At 59.0% G+C, this 14,869-nt stretch carries 12 protein-coding genes and 1 pseudogene; 3 read left to right on the top strand and 10 right to left on the bottom strand.

Annotation, left to right across the window (positions count from 1 at the left end; translation table 11 throughout):
• Positions 1–128: 128 nt before the first annotated feature.
• Complete coding sequence (locus ACN0VH_RS12770) at positions 129–791, bottom strand: GntR family transcriptional regulator (RefSeq protein ID WP_278922927.1); 663 nt, start codon at positions 789–791, stop codon at positions 129–131.
• 223 nt (positions 792–1,014) lie between these two features.
• On the opposite strand from ACN0VH_RS12770, the pseudogene ACN0VH_RS20875 reads away from it, so the two are divergent.
• The 3 genes and pseudogenes from ACN0VH_RS20875 to ACN0VH_RS12755 form a co-directional block, all read left to right on the top strand.
• Positions 1,015–1,149 (top strand): annotated as a pseudogene (locus tag ACN0VH_RS20875) (dihydrodipicolinate synthase family protein); the annotation flags it as partial.
• A gap of 218 nt (positions 1,150–1,367) precedes the next feature.
• Positions 1,368–2,300 (top strand): 4-hydroxyproline epimerase, encoded by a 933-nt coding sequence (locus ACN0VH_RS12760; protein ID WP_417700804.1) that lies wholly within the window; start codon positions 1,368–1,370, stop codon positions 2,298–2,300.
• Positions 2,301–2,653: 353 nt separating this feature from the next.
• Entirely contained in the window at positions 2,654–4,951 is a 2,298-nt protein-coding gene (locus tag ACN0VH_RS12755) for a methyl-accepting chemotaxis protein (RefSeq protein ID WP_417700803.1), read from the top strand.
• Between the two features lie 128 nt (positions 4,952–5,079).
• On the opposite strand, the gene ACN0VH_RS12750 is transcribed toward ACN0VH_RS12755, so the two are convergent.
• From ACN0VH_RS12750 to ACN0VH_RS12710, 9 genes are all read right to left on the bottom strand, one after another.
• A complete protein-coding gene (locus ACN0VH_RS12750) occupies positions 5,080–6,240 on the bottom strand; it encodes a M56 family metallopeptidase (protein ID WP_278922923.1) in 1,161 nt (386 codons plus the stop codon).
• Positions 6,230–6,646 carry a BlaI/MecI/CopY family transcriptional regulator gene (locus tag ACN0VH_RS12745; protein WP_417700802.1) on the bottom strand — a complete coding sequence of 139 codons (417 nt, stop codon included), beginning with the start codon at positions 6,644–6,646 and terminating at the stop codon, positions 6,230–6,232. The genes ACN0VH_RS12750 and ACN0VH_RS12745 overlap by 11 nt, the downstream gene beginning before the upstream one ends.
• A gap of 308 nt (positions 6,647–6,954) precedes the next feature.
• Complete coding sequence (locus tag ACN0VH_RS12740; RefSeq protein WP_417700801.1) at positions 6,955–7,233, bottom strand: DUF2160 domain-containing protein; 279 nt, start codon at positions 7,231–7,233, stop codon at positions 6,955–6,957.
• Positions 7,233–8,030: a carbohydrate ABC transporter permease gene (locus ACN0VH_RS12735; RefSeq protein ID WP_417700800.1), complete on the bottom strand. Its 798-nt coding sequence runs from the start codon at positions 8,028–8,030 to the stop codon at positions 7,233–7,235. The genes ACN0VH_RS12740 and ACN0VH_RS12735 overlap by 1 nt, the downstream gene beginning before the upstream one ends.
• A gap of 14 nt (positions 8,031–8,044) precedes the next feature.
• Complete coding sequence (locus ACN0VH_RS12730; protein ID WP_027239267.1) at positions 8,045–8,908, bottom strand: carbohydrate ABC transporter permease; 864 nt, start codon at positions 8,906–8,908, stop codon at positions 8,045–8,047.
• Positions 8,905–10,008: an ABC transporter ATP-binding protein gene (locus ACN0VH_RS12725; protein ID WP_278922920.1), complete on the bottom strand. Its 1,104-nt coding sequence runs from the start codon at positions 10,006–10,008 to the stop codon at positions 8,905–8,907. The genes ACN0VH_RS12730 and ACN0VH_RS12725 overlap by 4 nt, the downstream gene beginning before the upstream one ends.
• A 9-nt stretch (positions 10,009–10,017) precedes the next feature.
• A complete protein-coding gene (locus tag ACN0VH_RS12720) occupies positions 10,018–11,109 on the bottom strand; it encodes an ABC transporter ATP-binding protein (protein ID WP_278922919.1) in 1,092 nt (363 codons plus the stop codon).
• A 161-nt stretch (positions 11,110–11,270) separates the two neighbouring features.
• Positions 11,271–13,004, bottom strand: coding sequence for an ABC transporter substrate-binding protein (locus ACN0VH_RS12715; RefSeq protein WP_278922918.1), 1,734 nt, complete (start codon positions 13,002–13,004; stop codon positions 11,271–11,273).
• A 620-nt stretch (positions 13,005–13,624) separates the two neighbouring features.
• A complete protein-coding gene (locus ACN0VH_RS12710; protein WP_417700799.1) occupies positions 13,625–14,788 on the bottom strand; it encodes an S-(hydroxymethyl)glutathione dehydrogenase/class III alcohol dehydrogenase in 1,164 nt (387 codons plus the stop codon).
• Positions 14,789–14,869: the final 81 nt, after the last annotated feature.

The raw sequence follows: 14,869 nt of genomic DNA, 5'->3' as shown, positions 1-14,869 counted from the left end.
CGGCCCCGGAAACGGGGGCGCGTTTGTGTTTTCCATGCTTGCACGCACTGCGGGCAGGGGGCGGTGGTTTGGGCATATAAAACATGCCAAGCCAAATACTGAACATGCAGGATTAATGGGGCCTGACCCTAGCGCAGCCCGTTGATGTTCTGCATCAGGGATTCACGCGCCCCCGTGATATGCTGCCGAGTCAAATCGGCCGCCTGGGCGGCATTGCCGTTCACGCAGGCCTCCCAGATTGCGATATGTTCCTCATTGGCCCGCTGCATGCCGTTGGACATGACCAATTGCGCCCGCAGATAGCGATCCACTCGGTCCATCGCATTGTCAATGATGTCCAGATGGTACTGCAGACCGCTGGCCCGGTAGAGCGTGGCGTGAAAGTCCCGGTTTAGCTCTCCCCAGCGCATTGGTTCGGAAGAGGTGGAAAAGGCAGTCCAGGATTCGCGGGCACGTTCTAACGTTTCCTGCGACATCAAAGGCACGGCCCGGCGGATCACCTCTGGTTCTATCAGGGCGCGGAAATCGAAAATTTCTTCGGCCTCAGTTTGCGACAGCCCAGAGACAACGGCCCCCTTGTAGCGCTGGGTTTTGACAAGGCCTTGTTCTTCCAGCCGTGAAATCGCCTCGCGGACAGGGATTCGGCTGGTGTTGAATAGTCGGGCAATTTCATCCTGGCGCAGGGGTTCCCCTTCTTTGACGTCCCCTTCGATGATCGCCTTGCGCAGGGCATCAAAGACGATCGAAGACGCCGAAGCGGTCTTTGAAATATCGACGGAATTCAATTTCATAGGGGCCTCCTTGCGTATTTATACCGGCTTTTCCCGGGGGATGAAAGTTATGAAACAAAATATATTGTAAATTGGATCCAATATGAAATAGAAGATTGGCAGGTGCCGCACCTCCTGCCTTGCCGATACCCAGGGGCAATCCCCCTGGGGCCGTAGGGTTTGCGGCTGTCAATTGCCTGTCGCTTTGTCACCCGCTGGCTGGCCCGCTCGTAAGGAAAAGACCATGACCACAGATATCTTCTCCGGTTGCATTCCAGCCCTGATGACACCCTGCACGGCTGATCGCGGCCCGAATTTTGACGCCTTGGTGCGCAGGGGCCAAGAGCTGATCGCGGCAGGCATGACGGCGGTGATCTACAACAGTCCCTATTACGGCTTTGCCACCCGTGCCGATCTGTCTCTGGTGCTCTACTACAAGCATCTCATGGCGCTGAATGAAGATTGTGAATGTGCGCTACGCCTCAACAAGAGTGATGCCCTGACCGATAGCCAGTGCGGCTATGCCGAGGCGCAGTATAGTCTGTTCAAAGCCTGGTATCAGACCTGGACTGCCCAGTCTAAGGCCCGGATCTGATCATGCGTGTCATCGACAGCCACACCGGCGGAGAGCCAACACGTCTGATCCTGACTGGTGGGCCAGACCTTGGCACTGGCCCCCTGGCAGAGCGGGCGGCGCAACTGGCAACCAGCCATGCGGATTTCTGTGCCGCAGTCCTGGCAGAGCCCCGCGGGCATGATGCCATGGTGGGCGCGCTGCTCTTGCCGCCAGAGGATCCGGCCTGTGTGGCTGCGGTGATCTATTTCAACCCGGCTGGCCCTTTGGGCATGTGCGGCCATGCTACCATCGGCCTGCTTGTCAGCCTGTATCATCTGGGGCGTATCGGGCTGGGGCAGCATAAGATTGAAACCCCGGTTGGGGTGATCCTGGCAGAGCTAACCTCGCCCAATCGGGGGGTGGTGCAAAATGTGGCCAGCTATCGCCACTCCAAGGACGTCCACATCGATGTGCCAGGGCAGGGCAGGGTGACTGGTGATGTCGCCTGGGGTGGCAATTGGTTCTTTTTGACCGCCGATTGTCCGGCCCCCCTGCTGCCCGCACAGGTGGGGCGCCTGACCGGGGCGGCGCTTGCCATTCGTGCTGCGCTGGACCGCGCGGGGATAACTGGCGCGCAGGGTGCACGGATTGACCATGTGGAATTCTGCGGTGCCGCCATGTCGCCCCAGGCCGATGGGCGTAACTTTGTGCTATGCCCTGGTGGGGCCTATGATCGTTCGCCCTGTGGTACGGGAAGTTCCGCCAAACTGGCCTGCCTGGCCGCAGATGACCTGCTGGCGCCCGATACGCCCTGGGTGCAGGAAAGCGTCATCGGCAGTTGCTACACCTTGCGATATCATCTTGATGGGGCAGGGCAGGTGATCCCCACCATCGCGGGTGAGGCCTATGTCACGGCAGAGGCCTGTTTGGTCTTTGCCGCGCAGGATCCCTATCGCAGTGGGATCCCGGTCTGAGAACAGTGCCACAGAGACCGGGGCACGGCCTTTGCCATTAGCGGGATTGCCTCGCCGACTTTGCTAGGAGGCTGCGCCAGGCACCGCTTTGGTTGCTGGACCCAAAGGACCCGCTGTCGACCCTGCGGCGCTGTGCTTTGTAGCTTGCCCCCTAGAGATCTTTGATCTGCCCCAGTCGGGCAAAACCCGGCGAACTTCAGGGATGATCTGTGCGTTTTGCGCGCGAAACGGCCGAAGTCAATCTTTTATAAGGCTTTCTGAAACATCATTCAGGCTGCTCACCTCATATGTGGCGAGGCCAGTAGTGCTGGCGAACGAAGGGCAGGATGGCCGCCCCAGATAAGGATCCGGTGATGTTTAATATGAAAAAGCTCCCCCTTACGGCAAAACTGCCGATAGTCATGGTGGCGCTGACAGCGACCTTTCTCGTTACTGTTGCCTTTCTGGTCTATTCGATGGCCGAAAAGAGTATTCGCAAAAACATCTATACGGCACATGAGAGCGAGGCCAAGGCTGGTGCGCAGGCGCTGGAATTCCTGATCTCTTCGGCCCATGCCAACCTGGCAAGCCAAGCAGCCCAGCCAACGGTTTTTCGCGCTGTCAGCAATTTTACCCGTGTGATCGGCATGATCGAAGAGCCGGACCCAATTGCCTATCTCAAGCGTGTCTATGGCAGCGAAAACCCCAATCCGGTTGATCAACGGGCGCAGCTGGTCGATCCGGGGGATGGGTCCTATTACAGCCAGTCGCATGCCAGCTATCACCCGACCTTTCAGCGCATCGTTGACCTGAATGGCTATGAAGATCTCTATCTTTTTGATGAGGCGGGACTTCTGATCTATTCGGTCAACAAGCTGGACGACTACGCCAATAGCTTTGCCACAGGGGAATTGGCCGAAACCGGGTTGGGGCACCTGTTTGCCGAAGCTCTGGCCGTGGAACCGGGCCAAGTGGTGAATTCCGACTTTACCCTCTACGGCCCGGCCGGCGATGTGCCCTCTGCCTTTCTGGCGACCCCGGTGGTCAACAAGCAGCAAAAGACTGTTGGCGTGATCGCCGTGCGTCTGGGCAGTGCTGGGGTGGTTCAGGCCCTGACGAAAAATCTGGAAGACCTGGGGCATCAGAACATCTATCTGGTCAGCCCGGATGGACTGGCGCGCAGCCCCTCTTCGCTGGGGGATCAGTTCGGTGTGTTGGATGCCTTGCCGGATCTGCCGCAAACCCAGGCGGCCCGCACCAGAGAGACAGCCCGTTTTGATGGGGTTCCGGCCATGGCAGGGGGCACGGCAACCGCCCTGGTCATGCCGCTGGAGCTGCCTGGTTTTACCTGGTCTCTGGTGCTGGAAACCGACGAGGCAACCGCCTTTGCAGAGCTGAACCAAATTCGCCTGATTGCCATGGCGGTAATTGGCGGGGCTGTGTTGATTGCTATTGTCGTGTCCTTTGTCGCTGCACGCCGTGTGACGGTGCCTATCCAGGCCCTGCGTCAGGTAACTAATGCCCTGGCCGAAGATGATTATCATATTGAGATTACGGGAAAATCACGCGGAGATGAGCTGGGCGACCTGGCCCGCAGCCTGGACAGTTTCCGTGATAAACTGAAGCAGGCGGATGCCGCCGCCGCCCGCGAGGTGCAGACCGCCCGGCAAACTGCGGCTGTGGTTGATGAAATGAGCCGAGCGCTGTCGCAGTTGCAGGCTGGCAACCTGGCCTGTGATATCCGCGCGCCCTTTGCGGATAACTATGAAACGCTGCGCGAAAACTTCAATCATAGCCTGGCCAACCTGCGCGATTCCATGGGCGAAGTTGTCAGCGCCTCGGAGCATGTCGGTAGGTTTTCCCAAGAACAAAGTACCGCAGCAGATGAGATGGCACATCGTACCGAAAGCCAGGCCTCTACGCTGGAACAGACAGCCACGGCGCTGCGTGATCTGACCGCGAATATCCGAACCACCGCCGAGCAGGCGGCGCAGATGGACAAGGCAATGGGCCGAACCCGGTCCGAGGCCGAAGGCAGTACCAAGGTTGTGACCGCAGCCGTAGGGGCAATGGATCAGATCCAGCAGACCTCTAACGAGATTTCCAAGATTATCAACATGATCGATGACATCGCCTTTCAGACCAACCTGTTGGCGCTGAATGCCGGGGTCGAGGCCGCGCGGGCGGGTTCTTCCGGGGCAGGGTTTGCCGTGGTGGCCTCGGAGGTGCGCGCCCTGGCGCTGCGGACCTCAACGGCGGCCGGGGAAATCCAGCAGTTGACCTCGGCGAGCGAGGCCCATGTGGCCAATGGCGTGAATATGGTGGGCCAGGCCGGAGAGGCCTTGTCGAGGATCATTGGCAAGGTGAGCGAGGTTTCCGGTCTGGTGAGCGAGATCGCTGGTGGGGTGCGCAAGCAATCCAAGGGTCTGGAGGATATCAATGGTTCGATGGAGACCATGGATGGGGTCACCCAGCAGAATGCTGCCATGGCGGAAGAGGCCTCTGCCGCCAGCCAGCTGTTGCAGCAAGAGGCGACCAGCCTGTCCGGCATCGTCGGCCGTTTTGATCTTGGGCAGGGCCAGCTGCCTGCAGATTGGAGAGAGGCGCAGGCCGCCGGTTGGCAAGAACCCACAGACTGGGCGGATGCAGCGGATCAGCAGCAATCAGCCTAGATATGCGCGAAGACCGCTGCAAACGGCAAGGGGCGCAAACAGACGCCGGATACCACACAATGGACGGGCAGGGCCAATGGCGCTGCTATTGGCCTGTAGTGAAAGGGTGGTGGTCGAAAGTGGCGGCGTCAGGGAGAGGCGACAGGCATGAAACTGCGCTGCAAGATCGCCGTGGCCGAGGGCATGCCGTCAGTGCTTGACGCGGAGGAGCGGGAGGCCATGCGCTCCAGGTTGACGATGGTCGACAGCATCAACCGGTCATGACTCCAGTCGCCGGGGCGCTGTATCAACATGGCGGTGGCGAGCACGGCAGTGATCATCATGCCCGAAACCAGTGCCCAGCCAAGGCCCGCTTCGCCATGTGGGGCATTGGTGGTGACCGCAATGATCCGCTGCTGCAGGGTGGAACTGCTCCGGGTTTCGCGGCGATCCACCAGGGCCACAGCAGGGCTGCGGCGGGTAAAGAAGACCCGCTCTCTTGCGGCTTCGGCGCAGGCACGGATCAGGCATTCGCAATAGGCGCGCAGATCCAGACCTGGCCGCGCCATTAGCGCCTGATCACAGGCAAATTCACGCAGATGGCGCACTTCACGACGCCAGAGGAAAAAAGCAGGATTCCAAAACAGCGCCGGGCGCAGCATTTCCAGCAGGAACTCGCATTCGATGTCGCGCTGGCGAAAATGCTGCAGTTCATGCGCCAGGGTCAGCTTGAGATCCTGCGGCGCGGTCAGCAGGGGAGATGGCAGCACCACGTAGCGGTTAATCAGCCCCCGGGTGGAATAGGCGACCGGGGTCTCATCCGAGACCAGGATCCGGGTTTTGCCAATGCTTTTCCACAGGAACGCCCGGCCCAGGGCGCGGCGCAGACGCAGCACCGAGATGACCACATGGATGGCGCAGACCAGCCCGCCCATGGCAAGTGCGGCAGCAACCAGCCGGGTCCAGAGCAGTTGCTGGGAGGACAGTACCCGCACGGTGTCTTCGCGCAGGCCCAGAAGGGTTTCAAAACTGGCGGCGCTCATGCTGACGTTGCCTTGCAAAAACTGCGAGACCATCAGATCGGAAATATTGGGGGGGTGCGCCATTACCAGCCGGGTGAAGCCAAACATCAAGAGCGGCGACAGCGCCAGCAGCAGCGTCAGCGCATTCATCAGCCGCAGTTGTGCGCCAAAGGCATGTGCCAGCCTGGTAAGGGACAAGAGTTTTCGCGCTGAAAGCCAAAGCAGGGTGCCTGCAAGCACCAGAAGATTCAGATCCAGATATCCATTGATCAGCGCGTCAGTTTCCATTGTCCCCCAACCTTTCGTTCAGCAGCGCCCGCATCTCAACGAGCATGTCGTCGGTAACTTCCTCATCATCAACAAGGCGGGCGACCAGAGCCGCAGGCGCGCCGTTGAACAGCTTGCTCGAAAGGTTTTTCAGAGAGGTTTTTTGATACTCTGCTTTGGGAATGGCGGGGCGATAGATCAGCGAACGGTCTGCCCTTTCGCTGGTTAGAAAGCCCTTTTGTTCCATGATCTTGAGCACCGTTGCCACCGATGTGTAGGCGCGTTCCTGTGCCTGGTTCAGCACCGCAAGGATTTCCCTTACGGTACCGCCCCCGGTAGCCCAGACGACGGTCATGAATTCAAGCTCAACCTCGGTCAGCAGTGAATTGTCCTGTTTCTTACGCATGTCGTCTGATGTCCGGTCCATTTTGGTCTTTTCATGATGATAGGGGATGGCGGTGTCTATTGAAAACTATTTCTTTAGCAGCGTGCTGGTTCAGAGCCGAGGGATGTCACAATGAGCGCTTCCGCGCGCCTATTTCTGCCTGGGGCGGGGGTGATATGCCGGCCCTGGCCAGGGGGCTGAGGAAGCTGGTAAGGATTTGCTGAGAAGGTCTGAATGGGCAGGACTGTCCATTCAGACCCTCGGCAATTTTGTTCAGGCAGACGCGTCAAGGGCAAGCCGCTGGCGCGGGGCCTTTGTCCCCCTTGACCCGCCACTCCAAGGCGGCGCTGTTACACCTTCCAGAAGGTGAAGATGCCCCAGAGAATGGAAAGCCCCAGCGGGTACCAGAGCGGCATGCCGAACAATCCAAGCCAGGCGAGGAAGATGTAGCTGGTGCCCAGAAGGGTGATGAACAAACGGTCACCGCGTGTGGTGGAGAGCCCCAACACACCTTTGCGTGTATCCCCACCGGGGTTGCGAATTTCCAGCATGACAAGCACGCCAATGGCAGAGAAAATACCGATAAAGACCAGGGCTGTCGGCCAGGTCCAGGCCATCCAAGAAAGCATTATACCCTCCCCATCGCAAAACCTTTTGCGATATAGTTGCGGACGAACCAGATCACGATGGCCCCCGGAATGATTGTCAATGTGCCCGCTGCCGCCAAGAGGCCCAGCTCGTAGCCGGCACTTGAGGCGGTTTTGGTCATGGTGGCGGCGATGGGTTTTGCCGCCACGGCTGTCAGGGTCTTGGCCAAGAGCAGCTCCACCCAGGAGAACATGAAGCAGAAGAAGGCGGCAACGCCGACGCCTGCCTTGATCGAGGGGATAAAGATGGTGGCAAAGAACTGCGGGAAGGAATAGCCGTCTACATAGGCGGTCTCGTCCAGCTCTTTGGGGATGCCGCCCATGAAGCCCTCCAAGATCCAGACGGCCAGCGGGATGTTGAACAGGCAATGCGCCAGGGCCACGGCCAGGTGGGTGTCAAAGATCCCCACCGCAGAGTAGAGCTGAAAGAAGGGCAGGGCAAAGACCGCAGCCGGCGCCATCCGGTTGGTCAGCAGCCAGAAGAACAGCTGTTTGTCGCCCAGAAAGCGGTAGCGCGAAAACGCATAGGCGGCCGGCAGCGCCACGGCGACCGAGATCACCGTGTTGATGCTGACGTAGAGGATCGAGTTGATATAGCCCCAGTACCAGGTCGGATCGGTAAAGATGGTGACGTAGTTTTCCAGCGTGAAGGTCTGCGGGAACAGCGAGAAGCCCGAGAGGATTTCATTGGTGGTCTTGAAGCTCATCGCGACCAGCCAGTAGATTGGCAGCATCAGGAAGAGAATATAGACAATGGGGATGATGGATCGTTTTTGCATCTCTCAAACCCTCCTTAGTTCAGGTCGTCTTTGGTCATCAGCGTGTAAAACAGCCAGGAGACCAGAAGCGTGATTGCGAAATAGATGAGCGACATGGCGGCGGCGGGGCCAAGGTCAAACTGACCCAGGGCGATTTTCACCAGATCAATCGACAACAGCGTGGTGGAGTTGCCAGGGCCACCACCGGTGAGCACAAATGGCTCGGTGTAGATGTTGAAACTGTCCATAAAGCGCAATAGAATGGCGATGGTGAGGACGGTTTTCATTTTGGGCAGCTGGATGAACCGGAACACGGCCCAGTTGGAGGCGCCGTCGATTTTTGCCGCCTGGTAATAGGCATCCGGGATCGACACCAGGCCAGCATAGGCCAAGAGCACCACCAATGATGTCCAGTGCCAGACATCCATGGTGACAATGGTCACCCAGGCCGCCAGCGGATTCTGGGTCATGTCATAGGAGACGCCCAGCACATGGTTGAGGAAATAGCCCAAGAGGCCAATGTCGGGCAGGGTAAAGATGTTCCACATCGCGCCAACCACGTTCCAGGGGATCAGCATCGGCAGCGCCATGGTGACCAGACAGACCGGCACCCAAAATCCTTTGCGCGGCATCGCCAGGGCGATGATAATGCCAAGCGGCACCTCGATGATGAGGATCAGAAAGGTAAACAGGAACTGCCGCCCCAGCGCAGCATGAAAGCGATCAGAGCGCAGGATTTGTTCGAACCAATCCAGGCCCTGCCAGAAAAACACATTGTCGCCAAAGGTTTCCTGCACCGAGTAATTCACCACGGTCATCATCGGGATCAGCGCGTTAAAGGCCACCAGCACCAGCACGGGCAGCACAAAGAACCAGGCTTTTTGGTTTTCGGTTTTCATTGTGTCGCCTCCGCTGCGGTGTCGGGGGTGTCGGGGGTGCTGGCCAGCCAGCCGTCCACATAAAGCCGGGTTTGGTCCCGGCGAAAATCAAGATGCACCGGGGTGCCGGTTGCAGGGCCGGCGCCCTCGATCACTGCGTTGATGCGGCTGCCACTGGCCTGGCACTCCACCACCGTGTGGCGTCCCACATCGGACACTTTGGTCACCGTTGCGGGCAGGCCGGTGTCAGCCAGCGAGACAAATTCCGGTCGGATGCCGACTTCGGTTTTGCCCTGGGGCTTGCCACGGATTGGTCCTTCCAGCGCAATGGTCTGGTCTGCAAAACGGGCCGCGCCGGCCTGCAGGGTGCAGGGCAGGATATTCATCCCCGGCGAGCCGATGAAATGGCCGACAAATGTATGGGCGGGGCGATCAAACAGCTCGACCGGCGTGCCGATCTGCACCACTTCACCGTCCTGCATCACCACCACCTGATCGGCAAAGGTCAGCGCCTCTGTCTGGTCGTGGGTGACGTAGATCATCGTGGCCTTGACGCGCTGGTGCAGTTCTTTCAGTTTTGAGCGCAGCTTCCATTTCAGATGTGGGTCGATCACTGTCAGGGGTTCGTCAAACATCACCACATTGACGTCTTCGCGCACCAATCCGCGCCCCATGGAGATCTTTTGCTTGTTGTCAGGGCTGAGGTTCGCCGCGCGGGTCTGGAGCATGTCGGTGACCTCCAGCATTTCGGCAATCGCCATCACGCGGGTTTTTACCGTCGCCTCGTCGCGGCCGCGATTGCGCAGCGGGAAGGCAAGATTGTCGTAGACCGTCATGGTGTCGTAGATCACCGGGAACTGAAACACCTGGGCAATGTTGCGCTGATCCGGCGGCAGGGCGGTAACGTCCTGACCATCAAACAGGATCTGGCCCTCCGAGGGCACCAGCAGCCCCGAAATGATGTTGAGCAGGGTGGATTTGCCGCAGCCGGATGGGCCAAGCAGCGCATAGGCGCCGCCGTCGCTCCAGTCCAGATCAATCTCTTTCAGCGCATAGTCTGACGGGGATTGGGGGGCGGGCATATAGCTGTGTCGCAGCTTTGAGAGTGTAATTTTTGCCATTCTTGAGCCTCAGGCTGCGCGGGAGCCATCGGGTGCAAAGAAGTAGCACGCCGAAGGGTCCATATAGAAATCATGCATTTCGCCAATCTTGTAGGGGTGGACGCCCGCCGAGAGGGATACCCAGTTGGCCTGGGCCTCGCCGCCTGCGGTGCCGCCAAGGCCAAGATCGAAATGCGCAGAACTTTCCGAGCCTGACAGCTCGGTCACCAGTACCCGGCCATCAAGGCGCACAGAGGCCTTTTCGCTGGCGCTGGGCAGGACGTGATAGGGGCGGATGGCGATGGAATAGCTGCCATCGCGCAGACCCGCAGCAGCGCCGTCCAGCTGCCACTGCACATCGGCGCCCAAACGGGCAGTGGTGCCTTCTTTGGTCACCGTTGCGGTATTGATCGGCGGGTCCGAAAACACCCGCGCCGCATCCAGATTGCCGGGGTCGCGGTAGATTTCGGCCGTAGGGCCAAACTGGGTGACGCGCCCGTCGCGCATCAGGGCGGTTTTGCCGCCCAACAGCAGCGCCTCTTCGGGTTCCGATGTGGCATAGACCACCACGGCACCGCGTCCGGCAAACAGCTCGGGCAGCTGGTCGCGCAGCTCTTCGCGCAGCTTGTAGTCGAGGTTGGCCAGCGGCTCATCCAGGAACACCGCGCGGCTTTCCTTGGCGATGGCGCGGGCCAGGGCACAGCGCTGTTGCTGGCCGCCGGACAATTCGTGCGGGCGGCGGTGCAGCATTGGCTCCAGTTGCAGGATTTTGGCCGCTTCCGCGACGCGATCTTCGATCTCGGATTTTGCCATTCCGACCACTTTCAGCGGCGAGGCGATGTTCTCGTAGACCGTCATATGGGGGTAGTTGATGAAAAACTGGTGCACCAGACTGATGTTGCGCTTCTGGGTGCTGAGCCGCGAGACATCCTCGCCCTCCATTAGCACCTGACCGCTGGCCATCGGGTCCAGCCCGGCCATCAGTTTGATCAGCGAGGTCTTGCCCGACCCGGTGGCGCCCAACAGGACGTTAAAGTGACCAGGTTCCAGCAGCAGGGAGGTGTCCTTGATATGCTCGATCGCGCCAACGCGCTTGGTCACGTTTCTTAGTTCAAGTGCCATCGTTATTTAACTTTCCGGCAACCGGCCATGCAGCAAAAGCTGACTGGGGCCGTGTCTGTATTTTGCGGGGGAGAAAGAGCCCCGAAGCATTGCAAAACAACGCTCCGGGGCAAAGTGTCGGGCCAGAGACCGAAGGGGTCAGGCCCGACGGGGAGGAGCGGTTACTGCGAGGCCCAGCGGGCGACCAGTTCGTCATAGTTGACGGTCTGGCCTGCAGGTTTTTCGTTCTCCAGTGGTGGCTTGGCGCCGCCATTGGCATACCACCACTCAGCGTCTTTTTCCTCGTTCAGACGCGGGCCGCAGCCGCCGTAGATTTCTGCCTGCTCGTCTGCACGCTGCATCCGGGCCATGGTGATATCCATTTCTTCGGCCAGACGGTTCATCGCTTCCTGCGGGGTAAAGGCCCCCGAGTTCACGTCGCCGATCTGCTGCCACCAGATCTGGGCCAGCTTTGGATAGTCGGGCACGTTCACGCCGGTTGGCGACCAGGCCACACGATCCGGCGAGCGGTAGAATTCTACCAGACCGCCCAGGTTTTCGGCCCGCTCCGAGAAGCTCTCGTGGTTGACCGAGCTGTCACGAATGAAGGTCAGACCCACATGGGACTTCTTCACGTCGACAGTTTTGGACACAACAAACTGAGCATAAAGCCAGGCTGCCTGCGACCGCTCCAGCGGCGTCGACTTGAGGAAAGTCCAGGAGCCAACGTCCTGATAGCCAACCTTCTGGCCTTCTTCCCAGTAGGGGCCATGTGGGCTTGGCGCCATCCGCCACAGCGGCTTGCCAGCTTCGTCCACTGTGTTGTTGCCTTCGGACTGCGGCTTTACCATATCGGCGGTAAAGGCGGTGTACCAAAAGATCTGCTGGGCAACATTGCCCTGCGCCAAGGCTGGCAGCGACTGGTAGAAGTCATATGACGCGGCACCGGGAGGCGCATATTTGCGCAGCCATTCGTCCCATTTGCGGATCGCATAAACAGCGGCCGGACCGTTTGCAGCACCGCCACGGGTGACAGATGCGCCAACGGGGTTACAGGTGCCGGCTTCCATGCGGATGCCCCATTCGTCGATTGGCACGCCGTTTGGTTCCCCCTTGGAACCGGCACCGGCCATCGACAGCCAGGCATCGGTCATACGCCAGCCAAGGTCAGGCGCACGTTTGCCGTAATCCATATGGCCATAGATCGCTGTGCCGTCGATTTCCTTTACGTCTTCGCTAAAGAATTCGGCGATGTCCTCATAGGCAGACCAGTTGACCGGAACACCCAGATCATAGCCGTATTTTGCCTTGAAGGCCTCTTGCAGATCGGCGCGGTCAAACCAGTCTTTGCGGAACCAGTAGAGGTTGGCAAACTGCTGGTCGGGCAGCTGATACAGATCCCCATCGGGACCGGTGGTGAACTGGGTCCCCATGAAATCGTCAAGGTCCAGGCCAGGGTTGGTCACCGACTTGAAATCGCCCGCCATCATATCCGTCAGGTTATGGGCCAGCTGCAGCCGCGAGTGGGTGCCGATCAGATCCGAGTCATTGACATAGGCATCATACAGATTGCGCTGTGTCTGCATCTGGGTCTGAACCGCCTGTACCACTTCGCCTTCGCCGAGGATCTGGTGGTTGACCTTGATCCCGGTGATTTCTTCAAACGCCTTGGTCAGAACTTCCGACTCGTAAGAATGCGTCGGGATGCCCTCGGAGAGCACGTTGATCTCCATCCCTTTGAAGGGCTCCGCGGCGGTGATAAACCACTGCATCTCGCTCATCTGTTCATCTTTGGTCAGGACCGAGGGCTGAAATTCCTCATCGATCCATTTAAGTGCGGCTGCTTCATCGGCATAAACCGCCTGTCCCGCAGCCACGGCGCATACCGCTGCTGCGGACAAAAGATACCTGCGCATCTTTTCCCTCCCTAAAAGTCTGTAAGGCCAGCTACGCTTTTTCGCATCTGACTGCTAATTAGCTTTCATGTTGGCGTCACAGTTGTCAAACTAATTTTTTAGTTTGTTTTATTGCATTGAAATATAAAGGTTTTCATGGGTGCGCTGTGGTGGCTACGGTTTCCAAATTTGGACACAGATTATAGGGGGTGGTTGTAGTTGTAGCGGGACACCGATATCTGCAGCAAATGATTTTGGGCAGCAGATAGCCCCGCGCGCCCCGCTAGCGCATTGGCTTGAGGCTTTGCAAGGCCGTTTCAAGTGGGGCGTTAAAGGTGGTTTGAAAGCCCCCTTTCAACGGGCCTGGATGTGACTGTAATCCGGCCTGAGGTGCCCCCCAGGTGACGATGACCTGCGCCGCACTCAAGGGCTTGGACGGCGCAAACACGGCTATCTTTCGGGATCGACTAAACGCCCCGGCTGACTGCCGAGATACCAGCTTCATTTTAGTTGCAACCGCACCCTAGCCAAGGGATTGACGCGGTGCCGAGATCAGCCCAGCCGCAGCCTGCAGGACCGCACATGTCGAGATGTAAATGGCCCACCATCGTTGTGGGCCATTTCGCTTGTTGCCGTATCAGTCAGGCTGGAACGAAGATCCCGGGCAGGTCGTTTACCAGCATGGTGTCCGACGGCTGGAAATGGATCACCGACCGGATCGACTTGCCTGCGTGTAACAGGTCAAAGGCCGTGTTGATCTGATCGTGCGTCATATTGTGGGTGATGTAGGGATCGACGTCAAAATCCCCCCGCAGCCATTCATCCACCATGCCCGGTAGCTGGCTGCGCCCCAGCACGCCACCAAAGGCCGATCCGCGCCAGACCCGTCCGGTCACCAACTGGAACGGACGCGTGGCGATCTCGTCACCGGCACCGGCGACACCGATGACCGTGCATTCGCCCCAGCCTTTGTGGCAGCACTCCAGGGCCGCGCGCATGACATTGACGTTGCCGATGCACTCAAAGGAGTAATCGACGCCGCCGCCCGTCATCTCGACGATCACGTCCTGAATGGGCAGTGAGAAGTCCGCCGGGTTGATGCAATCATGCGCACCGAGGCTGCGGGCCAGTTCGAACTTGTTCGGGTTGGTGTCGATGCCGATGATGCGGGAGGCGCCTTGCATTTTAGCGCCCTGGATGACGGCCATACCGACCGCCCCGAGACCAAAAACCGCTACCGTTGCCCCAGGTTCGACCTTGGCCGTGTTGCGCACCGCGCCCATGCCGGTGGGAATGGCGCAGCCCATAACGGAAGCTTTGGCCAGCGGGGCCTCCTTTGAGATCTTTGCCACCGCGATTTCAGGGAGAACCGTGTATTCGCTGAAGGTGGATGTGCCCATATAGTGATGGATCATCTTGCCTTTGTAGCTGAACCGCGAGGTGCCGTCGGGCATCACGCCCTGGCCTTGGGTCTTTCGGATGGTCTGGCAGAGGTTGGTCTTGCCCGACTTGATATAGGGGCAGTTCGGATCCTCGGGCGTATAAAGTGGGATGACATGGTCGCCGGGCGTCAGCGAGGTTACGCCCTTGCCCAGTTCCTCGACGATGCCGACGGCCTCATGGCCCAGAACAGCCGGGAACAGGCCTTCGGGATCAGCGCCGGACAAGGTGAACATATCGGTATGGCACAGGCTGGTTGTGACGATACGGATAAGCACCTCGCCCTCTTTTGGCCCATCGAGATCAATCTCTTCGATTTCAAGCGGACGGTTGGGTTCCCAAGCGATGGCGGCACGGGTTTTCATGGCATTTCTCTCTGTTATGGAGTGGTTGCCTGATGATACACTATCACATTGCAGGGGCGAGGCGTTCGATCCCTCAGATCT

The sequence above is a fragment of the Pseudophaeobacter sp. genome (genome assembly GCF_048267565.1).
Lineage (GTDB): Bacteria > Pseudomonadota > Alphaproteobacteria > Rhodobacterales > Rhodobacteraceae > Pseudophaeobacter > Pseudophaeobacter profundi.
This window is presented reverse-complemented; position numbering and strand designations above follow the sequence as displayed.